Source organism: Neobacillus sedimentimangrovi (assembly GCF_010614825.1).
GTDB lineage: Bacteria > Bacillota > Bacilli > Bacillales > Cytobacillaceae > Neobacillus > Neobacillus thermocopriae.
Window position 1 is genome coordinate 17,535 of the sequence record NZ_JAAFZF010000001.1, and the last position, 21,868, is coordinate 39,402.

18 protein-coding genes, 1 pseudogene and 2 riboswitches are annotated in these 21,868 nt (G+C 38.5%); of the genes and pseudogenes, 14 read left to right on the forward strand and 5 right to left on the reverse strand.

Annotated elements, in window-relative coordinates:
• Positions 1-5: 5 nt before the first annotated feature.
• Complete coding sequence (locus GZA11_RS00140) at positions 6-272, reverse strand: hypothetical protein (protein WP_038535447.1); 267 nt, start codon at positions 270-272, stop codon at positions 6-8.
• Between the two features lie 413 nt (positions 273-685).
• Here GZA11_RS00140 and brnQ point away from each other — a divergent pair, with 413 nt between their 5' ends.
• Entirely contained in the window at positions 686-2,041 is a 1,356-nt protein-coding gene (brnQ, locus tag GZA11_RS00145; protein ID WP_163182464.1) for a branched-chain amino acid transport system II carrier protein, read from the forward strand.
• Between the two features lie 69 nt (positions 2,042-2,110).
• On the opposite strand, the gene GZA11_RS16990 is transcribed toward brnQ, so the two are convergent.
• The 3 genes and pseudogenes from GZA11_RS16990 to GZA11_RS00160 form a co-directional block, all read right to left on the reverse strand.
• The gene (locus tag GZA11_RS16990; protein WP_407938518.1) at positions 2,111-2,203 is read right to left on the reverse strand and encodes an IS3 family transposase; all 93 of its coding nucleotides are present in this window, start codon (positions 2,201-2,203) and stop codon (positions 2,111-2,113) included.
• On the reverse strand, positions 2,178-2,993 hold the full coding sequence (locus GZA11_RS00155; RefSeq protein WP_163182466.1) for an IS3 family transposase: 816 nt from the start codon (positions 2,991-2,993) through the stop codon (positions 2,178-2,180). Before GZA11_RS00155 ends, GZA11_RS16990 begins: the two co-directional genes overlap by 26 nt.
• Positions 2,994-3,001: 8 nt before the next feature.
• Positions 3,002-3,297, reverse strand: a pseudogene (locus GZA11_RS00160) (transposase).
• 734 nt (positions 3,298-4,031) lie between these two features.
• On the opposite strand from GZA11_RS00160, the gene GZA11_RS00165 reads away from it, so the two are divergent.
• The 3 genes from GZA11_RS00165 to map all read left to right on the forward strand — a co-directional run bounded on the left by GZA11_RS00165 (position 4,032) and on the right by map (position 6,399).
• Positions 4,032-4,814 (forward strand): HAD family hydrolase, encoded by a 783-nt coding sequence (locus GZA11_RS00165; protein ID WP_163182467.1) that lies wholly within the window; start codon positions 4,032-4,034, stop codon positions 4,812-4,814.
• A 140-nt stretch (positions 4,815-4,954) separates the two neighbouring features.
• Positions 4,955-5,437: a BsuPI-related putative proteinase inhibitor gene (locus tag GZA11_RS00170; protein ID WP_038535444.1), complete on the forward strand. Its 483-nt coding sequence runs from the start codon at positions 4,955-4,957 to the stop codon at positions 5,435-5,437.
• A 221-nt stretch (positions 5,438-5,658) separates the two neighbouring features.
• A complete protein-coding gene (gene map / locus GZA11_RS00175; RefSeq protein ID WP_038535442.1) occupies positions 5,659-6,399 on the forward strand; it encodes a type I methionyl aminopeptidase in 741 nt (246 codons plus the stop codon).
• Positions 6,400-6,506: 107 nt separating this feature from the next.
• Here the strand turns inward: map and dapA are convergent, their stop codons facing one another.
• Positions 6,507-7,388, reverse strand: coding sequence for a 4-hydroxy-tetrahydrodipicolinate synthase (gene dapA / locus GZA11_RS00180; RefSeq protein WP_163182468.1), 882 nt, complete (start codon positions 7,386-7,388; stop codon positions 6,507-6,509).
• Between the two features lie 111 nt (positions 7,389-7,499).
• A riboswitch (Lysine riboswitch) is annotated at positions 7,500-7,681 on the reverse strand.
• A gap of 166 nt (positions 7,682-7,847) precedes the next feature.
• Between dapA and GZA11_RS00185 the strand changes: the two genes are divergently transcribed.
• From GZA11_RS00185 to GZA11_RS00230, 10 genes are all read left to right on the forward strand, one after another.
• A complete protein-coding gene (locus tag GZA11_RS00185) occupies positions 7,848-8,780 on the forward strand; it encodes a D-2-hydroxyacid dehydrogenase (RefSeq protein WP_163182469.1) in 933 nt (310 codons plus the stop codon).
• Positions 8,781-8,969: 189 nt separating this feature from the next.
• Positions 8,970-9,623 carry a phosphatase PAP2 family protein gene (locus GZA11_RS00190; RefSeq protein WP_163182470.1) on the forward strand — a complete coding sequence of 218 codons (654 nt, stop codon included), beginning with the start codon at positions 8,970-8,972 and terminating at the stop codon, positions 9,621-9,623.
• A gap of 152 nt (positions 9,624-9,775) precedes the next feature.
• Positions 9,776-9,971, forward strand: a riboswitch (cobalamin riboswitch).
• A 553-nt stretch (positions 9,972-10,524) separates the two neighbouring features.
• Positions 10,525-12,768, forward strand: coding sequence for a ribonucleoside-diphosphate reductase subunit alpha (locus tag GZA11_RS00195; protein WP_374718056.1), 2,244 nt, complete (start codon positions 10,525-10,527; stop codon positions 12,766-12,768).
• A 15-nt stretch (positions 12,769-12,783) separates the two neighbouring features.
• The gene (locus GZA11_RS00200; RefSeq protein WP_163182472.1) at positions 12,784-13,830 is read left to right on the forward strand and encodes a ribonucleotide-diphosphate reductase subunit beta; all 1,047 of its coding nucleotides are present in this window, start codon (positions 12,784-12,786) and stop codon (positions 13,828-13,830) included.
• Positions 13,827-14,291, forward strand: coding sequence for a flavodoxin domain-containing protein (locus GZA11_RS00205; protein WP_038535431.1), 465 nt, complete (start codon positions 13,827-13,829; stop codon positions 14,289-14,291). Before GZA11_RS00200 ends, GZA11_RS00205 begins: the two co-directional genes overlap by 4 nt.
• Positions 14,292-14,481: 190 nt before the next feature.
• On the forward strand, positions 14,482-15,828 hold the full coding sequence (locus GZA11_RS00210) for an FAD-binding oxidoreductase (RefSeq protein WP_163182606.1): 1,347 nt from the start codon (positions 14,482-14,484) through the stop codon (positions 15,826-15,828).
• Between the two features lie 3 nt (positions 15,829-15,831).
• A complete protein-coding gene (locus GZA11_RS00215; RefSeq protein WP_163182473.1) occupies positions 15,832-17,193 on the forward strand; it encodes a (Fe-S)-binding protein in 1,362 nt (453 codons plus the stop codon).
• Between the two features lies 1 nt (position 17,194).
• Positions 17,195-18,670: an FAD-binding oxidoreductase gene (locus GZA11_RS00220; RefSeq protein WP_163182474.1), complete on the forward strand. Its 1,476-nt coding sequence runs from the start codon at positions 17,195-17,197 to the stop codon at positions 18,668-18,670.
• A gap of 138 nt (positions 18,671-18,808) precedes the next feature.
• Entirely contained in the window at positions 18,809-20,989 is a 2,181-nt protein-coding gene (locus tag GZA11_RS00225) for a malate synthase G (RefSeq protein WP_163182475.1), read from the forward strand.
• A 69-nt stretch (positions 20,990-21,058) separates the two neighbouring features.
• Positions 21,059-21,835 carry a fumarylacetoacetate hydrolase family protein gene (locus GZA11_RS00230; protein ID WP_163182476.1) on the forward strand — a complete coding sequence of 259 codons (777 nt, stop codon included), beginning with the start codon at positions 21,059-21,061 and terminating at the stop codon, positions 21,833-21,835.
• The last annotated feature ends 33 nt before the right edge of the window (positions 21,836-21,868 follow it).

Sequence of the window (21,868 nt, forward strand, 5' to 3'; positions counted from 1 at the left end):
TAACCTTAGCGGAAGGAGCGTCGATATAGACGTTCCTTTTTTACTATAACGGCAACACCTTTAAATGATTTCTCAAGCATTTCTTCGGTTGCCACAAAGAAGATGCCCATAAGAAAAATAAAAACGGCTCCAACAATGGTTCCGACTCCAACTCCGGCCAAGATGTTGGAATCGCTTACATAGATGCTGTATGAAAGAATGATTAGTCCAATGAGTAGCAAAGAACCTCCAACAAACTTTGCTGCATGTAGAACTTTTGTGTTTGAATTCATATTTACCATTCCCCCTTTTTTTCTATTTTAATTTTGTTCACAAAATTGTCAAATTTTTTGATTCTCTTAGAGATGTATATTTATTAATTAGAATGAGATTAAATAAGATGATAGATGAAAAAAGTGATAGTTCATTTTATTGAATTAATCATGAAATAGACTGGGGAAAACGGTATTTTCATGGCTGTCTTATTATTTCAATTCATTAACAAAATGAAAACAAGCGAGATTAAAGAATGAATAAATATAAATATTTTTAAGGTATATTCACAATCTTTTTAGTAATTTAGAAATTGTCAAAATAATCACTGAAATGTATTGCGTTTTAAAAGTAAGCATAGTAAAATTGGTAACTGTGATTAGGGTGACTAGACAAAATTCGACAAATATTAAAAAAACAAGGGGTTTAATAAATGGATAATAAATTATCATTTTCCAAATATTTTGTGGTTGGTGTCATGTTATTTGCATTGTTTTTTGGAGCTGGAAACTTGATTTTTCCTGCTACACTTGGCCAACAATCTGGAACAAAAGTATGGGAAGCAGTAACGGGATTTTTGACAACTGGAATTGGATTGCCATTACTGGGGATCTTAGCAATGGGGATATCAGGAAGTAAAAATTTACAAGAACTTGCTGGTAGAGTTCATCCGATTTATGGGTTGACTTTTACTTCGCTTCTTTACTTAACGATTGGACCGTTTTTTGCTGCACCTAGAACAGGCGCCGTCTCTTATGATATCGGGATTGCACCGTTTTTAGGGGAAGGAGCAGGGCAAACAGGATTACTGATTTTCTCGTTGGTATTTTTCTTAGTTACCATTTGGTTCTCCTTAAACCCGGCAAAAATTGTGGACAATGTTGGAAAAATCTTGTCACCTCTCATTATTATCCTTATATTTGTATTATTATTGATGGTTTTAATAAATCCAATGGGTTCTATTGAAGCTCCACAAGAAGCATATGCGGATGGGGCCTTTATTAAAGGGTTTATGGAAGGTTATAATACGATGGACGCGCTAGCTTCCCTTGTATTTGGTATCATTGTCATTAATGCGATTCGTTCGATGGGAGTTTCGTCCACTCGCGGTATTCTTACTGCCTCAGCTAAATCTGGAATTGTTGCTGTTCTCTTTTTAGGGATTATTTATTTAGGTGTTGCTTATTTAGGAGCAACCAGTACCGAAAAGTTTGGGATTCTGGAAACAGGTGGACTTGTTTTGGGGAAAACTGCTTCACATTATTTTGGTTCGGCAGGCAGTGTAATGTTGTCAATCATTATTTTTTTAGCGTGTCTAACAACCAGTATTGGGTTAATTACAGCTTGTGCTGAATATTTTCATGCATTAGTTCCAAAAGTAAGCTATAAAATATGGGTACTTATTTTTTCTTTTGTTTCTTTCATCATTGCGAACTTTGGACTTTCTAACATTATTAACTTTTCTATACCGGTATTAATGTTCCTATACCCGTTGGCAATTGTCTTGATCATGCTAACCTTTTTATCGAAATTTTATAACCATTCACCAATCGTTTATGTGACTGCAACAGTAGTAACATTTATGATCAGTATTATTGATGGCTTTAAAACTTTATGCCAGTTGCTGGAAATCGAACCGTTTGGGTGGCTTGCTTCGATCATATCTATTTATGAACGTACATTACCACTATATAATGAAGGCCTTGGTTGGTTACTTCCGGCAATCATTGCGATTTTGATCAGCGGAATGATTGTTCGTGTCCAGAAACCTTCTAGTGTCTTAAAGTAGAAACATTGAAAAAAACATCCCCAACGGTGAAGTGACCCCTGTCAAGTAGACAGGAATAAAAAAGCACACTTAAGCAGCCTGAGTCCTATATTCATAAGGACTCAGGTTATTTAATTTCTTTTGGAAACGTTGGTGGTTATAAAAACGAATGTATTTGTGTATGGCATCCCTTGACCTCTTTGGCTTTGCGAAAAGAGTGCAGATTAAAACACTCTGCCTTGAAATGGCTGAAGAAGTTCTCCATGCTGGTATTGTCAAAACAGTTTCCTTTTCTGGACATACTAGCTTTTATATTGTATCTTTTAAGTAAGTTGTTGTATTGACGGGATGTATACTGGAATCCTTGATCACTATGCAGGAGGAGTCCATTTACATTCCGTTTTTTTATGGTCTTTTTTAGCGTATCAAGCACCAGTTTGATGTCATTTCTTGGGCTAATATGGTAGACAACAATTTCATTATTGTATAGGTCCTTAATGGCAGACAAATAAAGCTTTTGCCCATTAAAAATCAAATATGTAATATCTGTCACCCACTTCTCGTTTGGTTTTGACGCGTGAAATTCCCTGTTTAGATGATTGTCCGAAATGACATAAGGCTCTTTCTTCCCATAATAAGGCCGTTTCTTCCGAATCACCGCACGAATTCCCATCTCTTTCATCAACCTTTGTACGCGTTTATGGTTGATATTCAGTTTGTATTTTCTCTTAAGCCAGACTTTGACTCTCCGATACCCGTAGATTCCTTTCCGTTTTTTATGGCACTCCTCGATTTTTTTCTTTAACTGCTCGTCTTCTAATTGCTTTTGAGAAGGGTGTTTCTGCCGTTTTACCCAATTGTAATATCCACTTCGAGATACGCCTGCAATCTTACATAATTCTTGAATAGAAATATGGTTACCAGCCATTTCATGAATGATGATGAACTTCTTATGAGTTGGTATGGTTTCCATTCCCCCTTTCACATTTTTAAGAGCTTTTTTAGCATTTCTACTTCCGCTTCAAGACGCTTGATTTTCGTTTCAGGATCTTCTGGACGAGTTCTCGGTCTTCCTTTACCTGGTCCTTTTGCCTTCCCGCGTTTTTCCTCCAGACCTTTCATTCCTTCTTTGTCATAGTGTTCTACCCATCGACGTACCATGGATGATCAATCCCTAACTCTTTAGCCACCGATTTGTAGCCCATGCCCTCTTTTTTATATAGATCCACAGCTTTCTTTTTAAACTTTACATCATATGTTTTTCGTATTTTCCCTATAGAAAAAATCCCCTCCATAGTAGACAGATTCATGTGCTTTCTTTTTTCTGTCTACTATAAGGGGATCATATCACGGTGTAGGGGATGTTTTTTTATGGAAATAAGATATTACGATTTCAAGGATTGTCTAGCTCTATCCCGACGACTTTCGATAAGTCAAAATTGAATCCTTTATCTCAATTGGAGGCTACCATAAGAAAGGCTACGGCAGCATCAACCTCGCACGACCAAAAGCGATAGCTTTTGGGATGAGGTCAAACGCCGCTAAGCAGGGGGCTTGCGCTTTTCTAATTAAGATTAAAAAATATTATTATGACTTCGTGAACTGTCTAGCTCCAGCCCCCTAGCGGCTAGTATCCTTCGGTCTCCTCCCTACGATAAGTCAACATCGAATCACCTACGGTTCTTCGTGTTTCCTTTATCTCAGTTGGAGAACCTCCAGGATATACGCCGCTAAGCAGGGGGCTTGCGCTTTTCTAATTAAGATTAAAAAATATCATTATGACTTCGAGAACTGTCTAGCTCCAGCCCCCTAGCGGCTAGTATCCTTCGGTCTCCTCCCTACGATAAGTCAACATCGAATCACCTACGGTTCTTCGTGTTTCCTTTATCTCAATTGGAGAACCTCCAGGATATACGCCGCTAAGCAGGAGGCTTGCGCTTTTCTAATTATCTGATATATTTTAATACTTAAATATGGTAAAATATTAAAAAATAAAAGTGAGGACGGAATGATGGTAAAGGCAATTTTTTTTGATTTAGATGATACCCTGTTATGGGATCAGAAATGTGTGAAGGAAGCTTTTGTTACAACTTGTAAGGTAGCAGAGGCACGATATGGGATTGATCCAATTATACTTGAAGAAGAAGTTCGCAAAGCTGCGCGAGATATATATTCTTCCTATGAAATTTACCCTTTTACACAAATGATTGGTATTAATCCATTTGAAGGATTATGGGGGAATTTCTTAGATGATCAAGAAGAATTTCGTAAAATGAAAGAAATTGTTCCAACCTATAGGAAAGAAGCGTGGATAGCCGGTCTAAAGGCGATGGGTGTGGATGATCCTGATTTTGGATTTGAACTAGGTGAGCGATTTCCGGCCGAGCGTAGGAAGCTATCCTATGTATATGAAGAAACTTTTCAAACACTAGATAAATTAAAGGAAAAATATAGGCTATTATTATTAACGAACGGTTCACCAGATTTACAAAATACAAAGTTATCTATTACACCTGAGTTACGCCCGTATTTTGAACAAATTGTCATTTCAGGTGATTTCGGACGTGGAAAGCCTGATCCGGCTATTTTCGAATATGCATTGTCTCTCATGTCACTTACCAATGAGGAAGTCATGATGGTAGGGGATAACTTGATGACAGATATTCTTGGTGCCAATCGAGCAGGAATCAGATCAGTTTGGATTAACCGTCACAATAAAGAGAAAAATGAAGTGATCCCTACTTTTGAAATCAAACATTTAGAAGAACTTTTTCCGATATTAGAAGAATTATAGAAAGCTGCCTTTTGAGGCAGCTTTTCTAATGATTTTAAGAACTTTATGTTTATATTTCTGGAAGATTGTGTAACCTTCATCCTCATTTTTGCGACTATATTGCTAAAACCAACTGTAAAAATTAGAGGGGATTATTTTAAATGAAAAGTACGAGATTAATCAAAGGCACAGCCTTAGCCTTATTTATCGGAATCTTATCAAGCTGCGGTCTTGAGTCAAATTCTCCTGGAAGTTCTGGGCAGGTAAATATCGAAAATCATCAAAATAATCATCGTTCTGAAAAATGGAAAGCAGCCATTGAAACGAAAGTAGAAACTAATGGGGTGAAGGTAGATTACAAGGTAACAAATATTTCAGGTCAACCCCAAAAATTAACATTCCAAAATGGTCTACAGGTTGATTATATTTTATATGATGGAGCGGGAAATAAAATAAAACAACTTTCTAAGGAAGTATTGTCTACCCAAGCGATTCAAGAAGAATATGTAAAAAATGATGAGGAGTTCGCTAAGGAGTTCGTGATCTCAAATCTTTCAAATGGCCACTATAAACTGGAAGTGTTTTTAACAGCAAAAGAGGAAAAAGCGAAAGTTGTAACAGATTTCATGATAAATAAGCCATAAAAACGGTGGAATTGTGCCTATTTTCTCTATAAGGGTATATGATGAAAAGATTTTTGGTGAATAATAACATGAAAATGATCGTTTTTGGTAAGAAATGATTTAAATTGTTGATATTTTTTATAAGAAAAACATTAATATCTTGTTTTTTTCCAAAAAGAAAAGCTACAATATAGGTTATGAGTTTATTTTACTAAAAAAATGAATAAGTAGGGGAAATACAGATGATTGCAAAAACAGAAGAAGATTTTAACGGATTAAAAGAGATTGGAAAAATAGTAGCAGCTATTCGAGACGAATTAGTCCAAAGGACAAAACCTGGAATAACCACCAAAGAATTGGATGAAATGGCTCGAGAGCTATTTGAGAAAAATGGGGCAATCTCTGCTCCAAAAGGAGAATATGATTTTCCTGGTTACACTTGTATTAGTGTTAATGAGGAAGTCGCTCATGGGATTCCTGGGAATCGCGTAATACAAGAAGGGGATATCGTCAATATCGATGTTTCCGGTTCGAAAAATGGATATTTTGCGGATACAGGAATCTCTTTTGTGGTTGGTAATGGGGACGAAGTGCTAGAAAAGTTATGTGAAGTGGCTCAACTTGCTTTTGAAGCGGGATTAAAAAAGATTAAGCCAGGATCCAAAAAAAGCGGAATTGGAAGGGCTGTATATCAAACGGCAAAACAGAATGGGTTCACAGTTATTAAAAATCTGACCGGTCATGGCATTGGCAGAAGAATTCATGAAAGACCGAATCATATATATAATTATTATGAGCCATGGGATGATGAACTGTTAAAGGACGGTATGGTTATTGCGTTTGAACCCTTTATCTCAACATTGGAAGAAGAGGTATTTGAAAAAGGTGACGGCTGGACATATATTACTGAGAAAAGTTTTGTAGCTCAAGTAGAACATACGATAATCATTACGAAGGATGGTCCAATCATTATAACTAAATAATGTAGGGAATGGCACTACCCTATCAAAGGATCAGCCGTGGGATGGTACAGTAAATTCCAAAAAGGTTACCTATTTATTCGAAAAACCGGGGCGAGTAACCCCGGTTTTTATACTTCTACTCCCCCGGCTGATAAAATTTTTTGCAAGGCTAAAGTTTCTTCTTCATTTAATGGAACCAATGGCAATCGTAGTCCGCCAACGTGAATTCCTTTCATATTTAATGCTGCTTTTACTGGTGCTGGGCTTGGTGCGGAAAATAATGACCTCATAATCGGAAGTAGGCTGCGATGTCTTAAACCTGCACCATGCACATCTCCCTGTTTAAAACGCCTGATCATTTCTTGCATTTCATTACCAATAATATGGGAAGCGACAGAAACGACACCAGCGCCACCAATGGATAGAACAGGGAGGGTCAGACCGTCGTCCCCACTATATAATGTAAAGTCGTCTGGTGTTTGGCTGATAATGTCAGCCATCGCATCCAAATTACCGCTTGCTTCTTTAATACAAACGATATTTGGAATCTTCGAAAGACGTACAATGGTGTCTACTGACAAATTAACGACGCTTCTCCCAGGTATATTATATAGCATGACTGGTAGGGATGTAGATTCAGCAATTGCCTTAAAATGTTGATATAATCCTTCTTGAGATGGTTTGTTGTAATATGGAGTAACGAGCATAATCCCATCTACTCCGGCATCTTCGGCTTGCTGGGTTAATTGAATGGAAGCTCGTGTATTATTGGAACCTGTTCCTGCGATAATTGGGATCCGACCATTAACCACTTCAACGACAAATTTAAATAAACTCACTTTTTCATCATTCGTTAAAGTGGGGGATTCACCGGTCGTACCAGCAACAACTAATCCATCAGAACCATTTGCAATTAAGTAGTTTACTAAGTTCCTTGTTGCTTCGTAATTAATTTCACCGTTTTCATCAAATGGGGTTACCATCGCGGTAATAACTTGGCCAAAATTCATTTTTAATCACCCTTTATTTCAATTTTTTAGTAGAGGGTATGGCCAACGCAAAAAACAGCAGCGAAAGGCATCCGCTGCTGTAGTAGAAACATAAACAAAATTCGTTCCTATGCGTGAGATAGCCCTCCATATAGTTTACCTATATGACAGTTCTGTGCTTATTCAACAGCAGAACCAGCTTCAAGAACAATGAGGTTCATTGAAACTTCGGCAAATTCCCCTTTCGCCATTCATCCTTGGACCTCATTATCCTCCGAATGGGTACTAATGGTCTTTGCGCCTCTATCCTCACTTCAAAAGGTTTGAAGTAAGAAAATATTTAATTGACTGTAATATAACAGATTCCTTCCATTTCTTCAAGAGTTTTTGTGAAAAAAATAGAAAAAATCCTGAATATTTTTTTTCGAAAAGGGTTTTCAATTTTAAAGCAAGAAAAGGTATAAATGGAGGGGTGAAAAAATGAGAATTAATAATATATTAGTAGTTAGTCCAATGTTTAAAGAACTCCAAACCATTATTCAAAAGGAAAAACTGCAGAAAAATTTTCGGTTTATGCCAGAAGAAAAATTTACTCAAGAGGATTTAGATTGGGCTGATGCACTCGTTTCGTTTCATTTACAGTCTAATATTGATTATCGTCATGTCCAGTGGGTTCATTCATTAGGAGCTGGAGTTGACCGGTTTTTATTTAAAAAAGATTGGGACGAAAGCGTCCTCTTAACGAGAACGATTTGCTCATTTGGTCAGAGAATAGCAGAATATTGTTTGAGTTACATATTAAAAGATTTACAGTTTCATAATCAATTTGAAGAGTTAAAGCAGCAAAAAAAATGGTACCCGATAACCCCGAAATTATTAAATGAACAAAAGGTGATGATATACGGTACAGGGGAGATCGGTCAAACGATAGCGAAGATTTTTGCCAGTTTCGGAGTAGAGGTCTATGGTGTTTCTTTAAGTGGGAAAGAAAAGGAATTTTTTAAAGAAGTCATGACAGTGAAGGAGCATTATGATCGATTGCCCGATATAGGCTATCTCATCAATACTCTTCCATTGACAGAACTCACAGAAAAACTTTTCAAGGAGAACATCTTTCAACGATTGTCGGAGGCAGGATTTATAAATGTCGGAAGAGGAGCTTCACTGGATGTAGATGCTTTGCTTGATGCCTTAGATCATAATCATTTGCGCTTTGCTGTATTGGATGTGTTTACAGAGGAACCACTCCCAAAGGATCATTCATTATGGGCGCATCCAAAAGTATTGATCACACCACATATTTCTGCTGTTACGACGCCTGCGGAAGGAGCGTATTGCTTTTTGGAAACGCTGAGAAATATTGAAGAGGGAAAACCACTTCACAATAAAGTAAATGTGAAAAAAGGGTATTGATTGGCAATTGAAAGTTGTCTGGCTTTATGGCAAAGATCGTAAGGATAAAGTAGTGATTAGCACAGCAAATTATGCTATAGGAGAAAAAAGTATAATTCAAACAATTGGTTAATAGTTTTTTATTAGATTAAAATGGTGTAGAAGCGGAAAAAATATAGTAGATCCATTTGGCAATAAAGAAGTATTGGAGTGAAAAAATTTCCGTTGAGTAGAGCTTTATTGACATGCTTGGTTTCTTTCATCACTTTTAGTTTTTTGGCCTTGCTTGTAAAAGGGAATAAAATCGTAAACTTTGACAGTACTGTGATTCGGGCTATCCAAGGAATGGAGACACCGGCTTTGACAACAGTCATGAAATTTTTTACAAATATTGGTTCAACAAAAGTAGTTATCGTACTATGTGTATTGATTATCCTATTTCTTTACTTTGTACTACATCATCGATCAGAACTTATCTTATTTATTGTGGTAATTGCGGGTTCTCCTATGTTGAATCACGCTTTAAAATCTTTTTTTCAGAGGGCGCGTCCAGATTTACATCGTTTGATTGAAATTGGAGGATATAGCTTTCCAAGTGGGCATGCCATGAATGCTTTTACGGTATATGGTATACTAACTTTTCTACTTTGGAGACATATTCGGACTCGGACCGGGCGTACGATGTTAATTCTTTTTAGTGCATTCATGATTATCATGATCGGAATTAGCCGCATATATTTGGGTGTTCATTATCCAAGCGACATTATTGGTGGATATATGGCAAGCGGCTTTTGGCTGACCATAACGATTTGGCTTTTCCAATGGTATAAGGATAGACAGTCAAAAGAGGTTAAGAGCAGATAGATAATGCCGATCTAATAAATTGTACATCTCTATACGGAGGAAAATTGATCGACTGTCTAAAAACACTTGAAAAATAATCCATGTTGTACTATTATTGTTTCTAGTTTAAGATCTATATATTGATATTAAACAAATGAATAAAACTATATATTGTGTTTGCCTTTAAGGTAGATGCCGATAATGGCTTAAAAGGGAATCCGGTGAAAATCCGGAACTGCCCCCGCAACTGTAAATGCAGACGAACAGAGCATACCACTGTATAAGCAAGCTGAATAGGCACTTATATGGGAAGGGCTCATAGTAGGATGATGCATCAGTCAGGAGACCTGTCTATCTTAACTTGTTTCAGCTTCTTCGGGGATTGAGAAGATGAAACGGTGGCGACTGGATGGGGATTGATGTCTAATTCCTATTACTTTGCTATCGTTTCATCCGCTCAATACCGCTTGAGCGGATTTTTTTATTGAGAAAAATAAACATTCAACTTCAATTGATGGAAGGTGTAAAGCAACTAAGTGAAGATTTCACATTCTAGACTATGTACATGAATACAAATTCTCGTGTTTCCAATTGGGAACACAAGGAATGGAATTTTACAGCAGATTATGGAGGAAGCCATACGCCGCTAAGCAGGGCGCTTACGCTTTTCGAAAAGATAAGAAAATAACTTATCGACTTCAAGAATTGTCTAGCTCCAGCGCCCTAGCAGCTATTGTCCTTCGATCTCCGCCCTACGATAAGTCAACATCGAATCACCTACGGTTCTTCGTGTTTCCTATATCTCAGTTGGAGAATCTCCAGGACCATACGCCGCTAAGCAGGGAGCTTACGCTTTTCTAATTATAAGGGAAGGGAAGTTATTATGATTACTAAAGAAAAATTAGAACGAAATGATGTATTAATGACGATTAAGCAAGCTTCGGAAAAGTATCAGTTAAATACGAGTGAATTGGAAAAGTCCATTAAGGAAATGGATGCAACCGAGGCCAATCGTTATGCATTAAGTTATGCGGTCAATCAAATTGCTATGGATCAGCCGGATTGGACGTATTTAGCAGCCGGACTTTATTTGAATGAATTATACAAAAAAGCAGCGTTTCAAAGAGGTTACGATGCCTCAATGAAATATGGAAATTTTTATAGCTTAATTCAACAATTAACTGATCTCGGCATCTATTCTAGTCATCTCGTAAACTCTTACAGTAAAGAGGAAATTGACGAGCTTGCGAAAGAAATCAATCCAGATAAAGATCAATTATTTACTTATTTAGGATTATTTTTGCTTGCTGATCGCTATCTGGCTAAAGATCATCAGGGGAATATCTATGAGCTACCACAAGAGCGGTTCATGATTATTGCGATGACAATTATGATGAATGAACCAAAGTCAAAACGCTTATCTTTAATTAAAGAGGCATACTGGGCATTAAGCAACCTTTACATGACTGTGGCAACACCTACTTTGGCGAATGCCGGAAAAAGCTTTGGTCAACTTTCATCATGTTTTATTGATATCGTCGATGATTCATTAGACGGGATCTATTTAAACAATTGGGATATTGCCCGCCTAAGTAAGGATGGCGGTGGAATCGGAATTTATTTTGGAAAAGTGAGAGCGCTTGGCTCAGATATTAAGAAATTCAAGGGCAATTCTTCTGGTGTGATACCTTGGATAAAATTGATTAATGATACCGCCGTCAGTGTTGATCAATTAGGTCAGCGTCAGGGAGCGGTTGCCGTTTACCTAGATTTGTTTCATAAGGATCTGATGAATGGTTTTCTCGATTTAAAAACGAATAACGGGGATGATCGTAGAAAGGCGCATGATATTTTCATCGGTGTAAGCGTTCCGGATTTGTTTATGAAAAAGCTTTTGGAAACAGATGAAAACGGCAGAAGTATCGGTGAATGGCATACGTTCTGTCCACATCAAGTAAAGCAATTCATGGGTTGGAAAGATGAGCAAGGGAATCCGCTCGGACTAGAGGATTTTTACGATGAGGTGGACCAAAAATATTTCACTGAGAAATACGAGGAGGCGGTAAACCATCCATTACTTCCGCGTAAAACATACCGGGCAATGGATATCATGGCTCGAATTATGATGGTTCAATTAGAAACAGGTACTCCGTTTATGTTCTACAGGGACGAAGTCAATAGACAAAATCCGAATAAACATTTGCTTGGAAAAGGCCGTACATCCATTTATTGCAGCAATCTATGCACAGAAATTGCACAAAATATGTCTCTCACAAAAATAGTTCAAGAATATGTGGATGTAGATGGGAATGTCGTCATCGTTAGAAAACCTGGTGATTTTGTCGTTTGTAACTTATCATCTATTAATCTAGCAAGGGCCGTACCAGCAGATGTATTGGAAAGGTTAATTCGAATTCAGGTTCGTATGTTAGATAATGTGATTGATATCAATACCATATCAGTTGGTCAAGCCCAGCTGACAAATAAAAAATTCCGAGCAATCGGACTCGGAACATTTGGTTGGCATCATCTTTTAGCACTAAAAGGGATTTACTGGGAGTCAGAGGAAGCAGTCCAATTTGCGGATGAACTCTATGAAAATATTGCTTACCATACGATACTTGCTTCGATGGAGCTGGCAAAAGAAAAAGGGGCTTATAGCCAATTTCAAGGTTCGGATTGGCAGACAGGTGAGTATTTTGAACGAAAAAATTATACATCTGACCGATGGAAAGCGTTAAAAGAAGAAGTCAAGGCATACGGATTACGTAACGGCTGGTTGATGGCTATCGCTCCTAATTCATCTACCGCAAAAATCGGTGGGTCGACGGATGGAATTGATCCTATTTATTCTGTCGAATATGCGGAGGAAAAGAAAAACTTCAAAATAAAAGTAACTGCACCTGACTTAAATCATCGAACCTATGAATTTTATCGACGGGCAAGACATGAACTGGATCAGCATTGGAGCATTAGACAAAATGCAGCACGTACAAGACATATAGATCAGGGGATTAGCTTTAATCTTTATGTCCGTCATGACATAAAAGCAAAAGAGCTACTGAATCTTCATTTGGAAGCCTGGAGACAGGGCTTAAAAACAACGTACTATATTCGAAGCACTTCGCAGACAGAAATCGAAGAATGTGAAGCTTGTCATAGTTAATGGGAGGAGATTTTAATGAACAATCATGTACCTTTAAATAAAATAAAGCTCTTGAACCCAGAGTTTCCTAATAAATCCACTGGTATTATTAATGGAAAGTCATCGGGTCTCCTGAACTGGAACGATATTGCCTATCCACAAATGTATGATTTGTATCATACATTGCTGTCAAATTTTTGGATACCGCAGGAGATTAATATGCAGGATGATATTAAGCAATGGGATCTGCTTACAGAGGCGGAAAAAGATACATTTTTAAGGATCAACACCCAATTGGCTTCATTAGATAGCCTTCAAACACCAACAATGACGCAGGTAATGGATTATGTCACTGATTCGAGTTTTAAAGCAATATTTGCTGTGATTGCTCAACAGGAAGCTGTACATAATGAATCCTATTCCTATATTTTAAGTTCCCTTGTCCCATTGAGCGAGCAGAATTCTCGTTTTGATCAGGCGAAAAGTGACCCGATTGTTAAAAAGAGGAACCAATTGATATTGGATGCCTATGAAAGATTTCGCGACAATCCGACTCCTCAGCATTTATTTGAGCTGGGAGTGAATTCAATTAATCTTGAGGGAATCTATTTTTATGCAGGTTTTGCCTTTTTCTATCATCTTGCTCGTCAGCAAAAAATGTTGAAAACGAGCACGATGATCAGCTATATCCAAAGGGATGAAATGCAGCATGCGTATTTTATGGCTCAATTTTTAAGGATTCTATTAACAGAAAATCCAACATTAAATCATCAGGAGAACGTGGATTATATTTATCAAACGATCGATCATGCGGTGAAGCTGGAGAAAGAATGGGCTCATTACGTATTAAAGGATATCAACGGAATTGATTTAAAGGAGTATGAGAAATACACCGAATACTTGGCCAATAAACGAATTCGTCAGCTCGGTTTACAAAATTTATACAGGGAACGGGAGAATCCAATGCCATGGATCCATGTATTTAGTGATGAAATGCAAAATGGTACGAAGTCTGACTTTTTTGAACAGAAGCCAAGAACGTATTCAAAAGTTTCCCATTTAAACGGATTTGATGAACTATGAAAATAGCCATTGTATATACTTCAAAAACGGGAAACACGGAAGAACTAGTCTACTTGATTCGAGATATATTTATTCAAAGAAAAGTAGAGGTTATGGTCTACCGGGTGGAACAATTTCAAGACATGGCTATTGATCAATTTGATGCTATGATCGTTGCAACGTACACATGGGGGAATGGAGAAATACCATATGAGATGATGAATTTGTACCATGCATTTGAAACCCAGAATGTTAAACATGTGGTAACGGGTGTTGCGGGTACAGGAGATAGTGGTTACGAACAATTTTGTGGAGCAGTTGACCAATTAAGGGATATGCTTTATGTCCATACAACATTGGCTGCTACTCTTAAAATTGAGATTACTCCACAAAGTGAAGATATAAAACGTTGCAAGAAATTTGTTGATTTGTTACTAGAACGAGTCACACAAGAGAGGCTTTTATCTAATACCAAAGCATAATTCTAAAAAATCCGATGTTGTCCGTAGGGGTTTCCTACGGACAATTTTTTTAGATTTAGCTCCAATTAATTTTCTGATTATATAATAAATTCTAAATGTTTGTTTGAAAAATATTTCCATACATGCTTTAATAAAAAGAGAGCATATATTTTTGCAAAATTTAGAAACATTGTTTCTTATTACGATACAAATGAAAAGGTGGGAAAAAACGGTGCAAACAGATCTTTTAGTAGACTTAAAAGGGATTTTACCAGAAGAGCGAATGGCTGAAGAAGAAGGTGAGATTCATCCGCTCGGTAATGGTGGAAAAGTTACGGTATATCCTGAATCAGAAGAGGAAATTGCTGAAATTTTGCGATATGCCAATACCCATGGAAAAAAGATTTCAATCGTCGGTGGTGGGACAAAAAGAGGATTTGGTGGAGTGAACGAATCAGCCGATATCTTGTTATCTTTAGCAAATATGATTGGCATTGTGGAGCATACCGTTGGGGACATGACTCTGACGGTTAAAGCAGGAACTCCTTTTAAAGACTTACAGAACGCTCTCGCCGCGCACAATCAAAAAATGGCCCTGGATGTGAATTGGCCAGGTTATGCTACTATTGGCGGCGTCATTGCGGCAAATGATAGTGGTCCAAAACGCCTTGGTTATGGCTCATCAAGAGATGCCGTTATTGGATTAAGAGTTATTTATCCTGATGGAACGATTATTCGAACGGGTGGTAAAGTGGTGAAAAACGTTGCCGGCTATGATATGAATAAGCTTTTTATTGGATCCATGGGGACACTTGGGGTGATTTCCGAAGTGACGCTTAAGCTCCGTCCATTACCTAAGTATGAAAGTCTAGTATTATTACGTTTTCCAAATGGAGATTTACAAGAGATCCGTTCCTTTGCGATTAAAGTACTAGATTCCATGATGGAACCTGTAGCCTTAGAGTTACTAAATCCTTTATTGGCGGAAAAATTAACAGGACACCACCAATATACCGTTGCAATCAGCTTTGAAGATAACGAAAGCTCTGTTCATTATCAAGAGGATTTTATTCATAAAATCCAGCCGGAAAAATCGCAAATAGATATTCTCTCCCAGAAAAATGCTCAAGCATTTTGGGATCAATTTTATCAAATAGCCCCAAATGGAGCAGCGAAGTTTACTAACACTCAAACAATAGAGGCTGCCTTGAAAATCGGTGTAGTGAATTTGGATGTTTTAAACGTCCTAAGAGAAGTCCAGCTATTGCAAGATTCTCACCCTATTTCCATCCTCGCACATGGAGGACTTGGCCATGGTTTATGTCAAGTGATAGTAAAAGGATCATCAGAAGAGGTACTATCAGCGATTCAATGGTTGAGAAATTCGGTTGAGCGAATGGGAGGGTACGTGGTTGTAAAGCATTTGCCGCTAATACTTCGACAAAAAATCGAGGTCTGGGGCAAGAAGCCATCTCATTTCTTCCTATTAGAAGGGATTAAGAATAAAATCGACCCGAATGGAATATTAAATCAAGGACGATTTGTAGGAGGGATTTAAACGATGAGCTTAAAAGAAGCGCAGATAAAGGAGAGTCCTGTGTGTTCAACAAAAGGATTGGGGAATTATCTTTGGAATGATCCTCCAGACGAGAATAAATGGGCAGACTGCGTTCATTGTGGGATGTGTCTAGAATCATGTCCTACCTATGAACAAACGGGAATGGAACAGCATTCGCCTAGGGGACGAGTGTATTTAATTAAATCTGTGGCGGAAGGCAAATTGGAAGTAAATAAGCAATTTATGGATCCGGTATTTGCCTGTCTTGATTGTCGGGCTTGTACGACCGCTTGCCCTGCTGACGTGGATGTGGGCGGTTTAATTGAAGAAGCCCGTGGCCAAATTCGTCAGGCGATCCCGCTTACAGGGGTAAAGAAGGCGGTAAATGATCTCTTTCTAAAAGGGTTGTTCCCTCATCAAAACCGATTGAATGCAATAGGAAGCCTGTTAAAGTTTTATCAAAAAAGCGGTATGCAGAAGATGGTTCGAAAAACTGGTTTAATTCATATCATGCCGAAACATTTAGTCGAAATGGAAGCGATTTTACCAGAGATAAAAGAGCCGGTACGTAAAAAATATAAAAACGAAATAGTCATTAAAGCAAAGGGAGAAGCAAAACATGAAGTCGGGTTTTTAACAGGCTGTATCATGGATGTCATGTTCAGTGATATTAATCAGTCAACCATTAATGTATTAAACCGTAATGGAAACAATGTGGTCATACCGAAAAATCAAACTTGCTGTGGTGCTTTGCATGTTCATGCTGGAGACCGTGAAACAGGAAGAAAACTAGCAAAGCAAAATATAGAGGCATTTGAAGATTGTGAAAAGATAATCGTTAATGCAGCTGGTTGTGGCTGCATGATGAAGGAATATCCAGAACTGTTTAGAAATGACCCTGAATGGCATAAAAAAGCAGTAGAATTTTCGAAGAAAGTAGAAGATATTTCGAAATACCTGTATGACACAGGCTATGAAAAGCCAAAAGCTGAAATCAAAACGAGAATAACCTATCATGATGCCTGTCATCTCGCCCATGGCCAAGGGATTCGTCAAGAGCCGCGTGATCTTTTACTTGATATACCTGGTGTTGAAATGGTCCATATGCCAAACGCAGACAGATGTTGCGGAAGTGCCGGGATATATAATATTACCAATCCAGAAATGGCAGGAGCTGTTCTGAAAAATAAAATGGAACATGTGCCTGAGGACGTAGAAATGATTTCAATGGGGAATCCCGGCTGTATGCTCCAAATGGCGTTAGGGGTTCAAAAATATGGTAGAAATCAAAAAATCGTCCATACCGTTCAGCTACTAGACTGGGCGTATCAAAAAGAAGATGAATTGTTAAATAGGGGAGATTGATATGGCTGTAAGCAGGATCCAGTCAAACGATAAGCATATACAAAATTTGGCTGCCATCGTCGGTGGAGAACACTCGATTCTTTATCATAAAGAAGATTTGATAGCATACGATTGTGACGGTTTTACCCTTCATAAGCATTTACCAAAGGCTGTCGTTTTTCCTAAGAATACGGAGGAAGTAGCCAAACTCGTAAAATATTGTTCTGACAACCAATTGCCTTTTCTTGCGAGAGGTGCTGGTACAGGATTAAGCGGTGGTGCGATTCCGATAAATGGTGAGGTAATTATAAGTTTAGTAAGAATGAAGCGTCTATTAAGTGTAGATTTAGAAAATAGAAGAGCCGTGGTAGAACCTGGCTATGTGAATCTCAAACTTACAAACTCTATTTCGGATAAAGGGTACTATTATGCACCTGATCCATCTAGTCAATATTGTTGTACAATCGGCGGTAATGTGGCTGAAAACGCTGGCGGAGCTCATTGCCTGAAATATGGGGTGACCACGAACCATATTCTTGGACTCGAGGTGGTACTACCGAGTGGTGAAATTATTGAGATAGGTAAAAAAGGCATTTTGGACACACCAGGATATGATTTGCTCGGGCTATTAACTGGTTCTGAAGGCACTTTAGGGATTGTTACGAAAATTATTGTTCGAATATTAAAAAAACCGGAAGCGAAACAAACGATTCTCGCCTATTTTGATAAGGTATCAGATGGAAGCCAAGCTGTTTCAGATATCATATCGGCAGGGATTGTACCAGCTGCACTAGAAATGATGGACAAAATTGCGATTGAAGGGGTGGAAGCGGCTGCATTTCCTGTAGGCCATCCAAAGGATATTGAAGCCATGCTTTTAATTGAGGTAGATGGAATTTCAGCTGGGATTAACGACCAAATCAATCAAATTCTTGACCTGTGCAAAAAAAGAAATGTACGGGAAGTAAAAGTCGCCAAAGATGAACAGGAGAGCAACAGATGGTGGGCAAATCGAAAAACAGGCTTTGGTGCAATGGGAGCGATTTCACCAGATTATTTAGTGCAGGATGGCGTCATTCCACGGAGTAAACTACCGGAAGTATTAGATCGGATTCAAAAAGTAAGTGAGGAATACGGGTTACGGATCGCAAACATTTTTCATGCAGGAGATGGAAATCTTCATCCGCTTGTCTTGTTCGATGCGAGAATCCCGGGTGAGTCTGAAAAAGCATTAAAGGCAGGTAGTGCTTGTCTTAAGGTTTGTGCAGATGCAGGCGGAACGATTACAGGAGAGCATGGTGTGGGCATTGAAAAAAGAGAAGAAATGCGGTTTGTGTTCACGGATGAAGAAATCATGGCTCAAACCAACATTAGAGAAGTGTTCAATCCGAATAATCTATTAAATGCTGGAAAACTATTTCCAACACCTGCACGTTGTATGGAGATAAAGAAGGAGATGAAAGTCTCTCATGAAAGAAAGAAGGTTGGAACGACCTGAATTTTATGAAAATTATTGTAATTAATGATTAAACATGTTATCTTTTTTTTAGAAGGATTAGAAACAGCGTTTTGTAATAACAAACAATAATCATTTGAAAAAAATGAAAAGGAAATGAGGTAAGGAGGAACAATGAGCATGACCAATTATGTCAAAGTGGGGAATCTTCAAGTTGCTTCAGAACTCTATCAATTTATTAACGAGGAAGCCATTCCAGGCAGTGGGGTAGACCAAAATCAATTTTGGGCCGATTTTGAAAGATTAATAAAGGACCTAACACCGAAAAACAAGGAATTATTAGCCCGCCGTGATGAGATTCAAAGCAAACTGAATACTTGGTATCGTGAAAATAAAGGAAACTTTGATTTCGCCAAGTATAAAGCTTACTTAGAAGAGATTGGTTATCTCGAGCCAGAAGTAGAGGATTTTCAAATCGGCACAGAAGGGGTGGACGATGAAATCGCTGTTCAGGCTGGACCACAGCTGGTTGTACCGGTGAACAACGCCCGTTATGCCCTCAATGCAGCCAATGCTCGCTGGGGAAGCTTGTATGATGCCCTTTACGGAACGGATGTCATTAGTGAAGAAGGAGGAGCCCAACGCAGTGGATCATACAATCCTGTCCGTGGTAATAAGGTCATTGCGTTTGCGAAGGAGTTTTTAGATCAAGCAGCTCCATTACGTGAAGGATCGCATAAAGACGCAGTCCTATACAGCATTGTGGATGGGAAACTTTCGGTTAAGCTTAGAGATGGAAAAATAACGGGATTGTCTGAGGAGTCAAAGTTTGTTGGGTATACAGGTGTTAAAGAGGTACCATCTGCTGTTCTATTAAAAAATAATGGACTTCATATCGAAATCCAAATTGACCGCGGTCATCCAATTGGAAAAACAGATGAAGCTGGGGTAAAAGATATTCTATTAGAAGCAGCGATTACAACCATTATGGACTGTGAGGATTCCGTTGCCGCCGTAGATGCGGAAGATAAGGTGCTCGTCTACAGAAACTGGATGGGACTAATGAAAGGAGATCTTTCCGCAACGTTTGAAAAAGGGGCAAAAACAATAACCAGGACATTGAATCCAGATCGCTTCTACGTTACGCCAGATGGTAAGGAGTTTAGCTTATCCGGACGTTCATTGCTACTTGTTCGAAATGTTGGGCATTTAATGACGATTAATGCAGTTCTGGATGAAAATGGGGAAGAGATTCAGGAAGGCATTTTAGATGGAGTGGTGACAAGTTTAATTGCCAAGCATTCCCTTTTAGGCAATGGAAAATACCAAAACTCTTCCAAAGGGTCCATTTATATTGTTAAGCCAAAAATGCATGGTTCTGAGGAAGTTGCCTTTGCCAATGAACTATTTAATCGGATTGAAGATATGTTGGGATTAGAGCGTCATACTTTGAAAATTGGTGTCATGGATGAGGAACGCCGTACTTCATTGAATTTGAAGGCTTGCATTCGAGAAGTTAAGGATCGAATTGTATTTATCAATACCGGGTTCTTGGATCGTACAGGGGATGAAATTCATACCTCCATGGAAGCTGGTCCGATGATCCGCAAGAATGATATGAAAGGATCCACTTGGCTCTCAAGCTATGAGCAATCCAATGTTAGTGTCGGTTTGGCAACTGGGTTCCCAGGCCGAGCCCAAATCGGTAAAGGAATGTGGGCAATGCCTGATAAGATGGCCGAAATGCTGAAGCAAAAGATCGGGCATGTAAAAACAGGAGCAAATACGGCATGGGTACCGTCACCAACAGCTGCAACACTACACGCCCTTCATTATCATCAGGTAAATGTAACAGAAATACAAAATGAAAAGAAACTAGAAATGAAGGATTATAGAGATGAAATTTTGCAAATCCCTGTCGCTGAACATCCGAACTGGAGTCCGGAAGAAATTCAGCAGGAGCTTGATAATAATGCACAAGGAATTTTAGGATATGTCGTTCGCTGGGTTGAATTAGGAATTGGCTGCTCTAAGGTTCCTGATATCAACAATGTCGGTTTAATGGAAGATAGAGCTACATTACGAATCTCTAGTCAGCACATGGCCAACTGGTTGCACCATGGCATTTGCACAAAAGAGCAAGTATTAGAGACATTAAAGCGCATGGCAAAAGTCGTTGATGAACAAAATGCAGGAGACCCTGACTATCGTCCAATGTCGGTTGATTATAATAATTCCGTAGCATTCCAGGCCGCTTGTGATCTTGTTTTCGAAGGATACAATCAACCTAATGGATACACGGAGCCAATTTTACATCGCCGCCGAATGGAGGCTAAAGCTAAATTAGCTGTTAATAAGTAATTTTACGGGATGGAGCCTGTCTTATTTCAGGCTCCTCCATCCATTAAGAACAAAAATGGGGGAAGTACGATGAAATTTGCAAGATTTTTATGGAACGAAACGGTTCATTCAGGAGTCATAAATGAAGATGTGATCAAAGAAATTAATGGGAATCTGTTCGGTGAATGGGAGTATACAGGGAATGAATTCTCCAAAAATGAAGTAAAGCTGCTTGCACCACTTGAGCCAAATCAAATCATTGGAATCGGGGCTAATTTTGTGGCCAAGCTAGAAGATCTTCCAGATGAATTGCCGGAAATCCCTGTTTTCTTTTTTAAACCAACGTCCTCTGTCATTGGTCCTGAGGATCCGATCATCATTCCAACAGGTATCAATGAAGTGAAATTTGAGTCAGAGTTAGCTGTCATTATTGGAAAATTGGCCAAAAATGTGCATGAATCGGAAGTGCTTGATTATGTGTTTGGATATACAGTTGGTAATGATGTCACGGCGCCACAATTTTTCCATCAGGATGGTCACTGGACGATTGGAAAATCGTTTGACACGTTTACCCCACTTGGACCGGTCATTGAAACGGAGCTGGATCCTTTTAACATAAAGGTAACAGCAAGGCTTAATGGGATTGAAAAACAAAACAGTCCGACTGAGCTCATGATCATTCCAATACGGAAGATGATTTCGTATTTGTCAAAGGTGATGACATTAAAACCGGGGGATGTAATCTTGACAGGTAGTCCGGTAGGAGCTGAATTAGTTGGTGAAGGTGATGTGATTGAATGCGAAATCAAAGAAATTGGCACATTACGGAATACTTTTGTCATGAAAAAGGAAAATGTAAACGTCTAACTATGTCTTGTCATGTCCGGCTTATTCAAGGTT

Excerpts from the sequence above, each read along its gene's own strand:
- GZA11_RS00210 (WP_163182606.1), top strand. The coding sequence starts at position 14,482 with ATGAAAAGGTGGGAAAAAACGGTGCAAACAGATCTTTTAGTAGACTTA.
- GZA11_RS00215 (WP_163182473.1), top strand. The coding sequence starts at position 15,832 with ATGAGCTTAAAAGAAGCGCAGATAAAGGAGAGTCCTGTGTGTTCAACA.
- GZA11_RS00230 (WP_163182476.1), top strand. The coding sequence starts at position 21,059 with ATGAAATTTGCAAGATTTTTATGGAACGAAACGGTTCATTCAGGAGTC.
- GZA11_RS00205 (WP_038535431.1), top strand. The coding sequence starts at position 13,827 with ATGAAAATAGCCATTGTATATACTTCAAAAACGGGAAACACGGAAGAA.
- GZA11_RS00220 (WP_163182474.1), top strand. The coding sequence starts at position 17,195 with ATGGCTGTAAGCAGGATCCAGTCAAACGATAAGCATATACAAAATTTG.
- GZA11_RS00200 (WP_163182472.1), top strand. The coding sequence starts at position 12,784 with ATGAACAATCATGTACCTTTAAATAAAATAAAGCTCTTGAACCCAGAG.
- GZA11_RS00155 (WP_163182466.1), bottom strand. The coding sequence starts at position 2,993 with ATGGAAACCATACCAACTCATAAGAAGTTCATCATCATTCATGAAATG.
- GZA11_RS00225 (WP_163182475.1), top strand. The coding sequence starts at position 18,809 with ATGACCAATTATGTCAAAGTGGGGAATCTTCAAGTTGCTTCAGAACTC.
- GZA11_RS00185 (WP_163182469.1), top strand. The coding sequence starts at position 7,848 with ATGAGAATTAATAATATATTAGTAGTTAGTCCAATGTTTAAAGAACTC.
- map (WP_038535442.1), top strand. The coding sequence starts at position 5,659 with ATGATTGCAAAAACAGAAGAAGATTTTAACGGATTAAAAGAGATTGGA.
- dapA (WP_163182468.1), bottom strand. The coding sequence starts at position 7,388 with ATGAATTTTGGCCAAGTTATTACCGCGATGGTAACCCCATTTGATGAA.
- brnQ (WP_163182464.1), top strand. The coding sequence starts at position 686 with ATGGATAATAAATTATCATTTTCCAAATATTTTGTGGTTGGTGTCATG.
- GZA11_RS00140 (WP_038535447.1), bottom strand. The coding sequence starts at position 272 with ATGAATTCAAACACAAAAGTTCTACATGCAGCAAAGTTTGTTGGAGGT.
- GZA11_RS00195 (WP_374718056.1), top strand. The coding sequence starts at position 10,525 with ATGACGATTAAGCAAGCTTCGGAAAAGTATCAGTTAAATACGAGTGAA.
- GZA11_RS00165 (WP_163182467.1), top strand. The coding sequence starts at position 4,032 with ATGGTAAAGGCAATTTTTTTTGATTTAGATGATACCCTGTTATGGGAT.
- GZA11_RS00170 (WP_038535444.1), top strand. The coding sequence starts at position 4,955 with ATGAAAAGTACGAGATTAATCAAAGGCACAGCCTTAGCCTTATTTATC.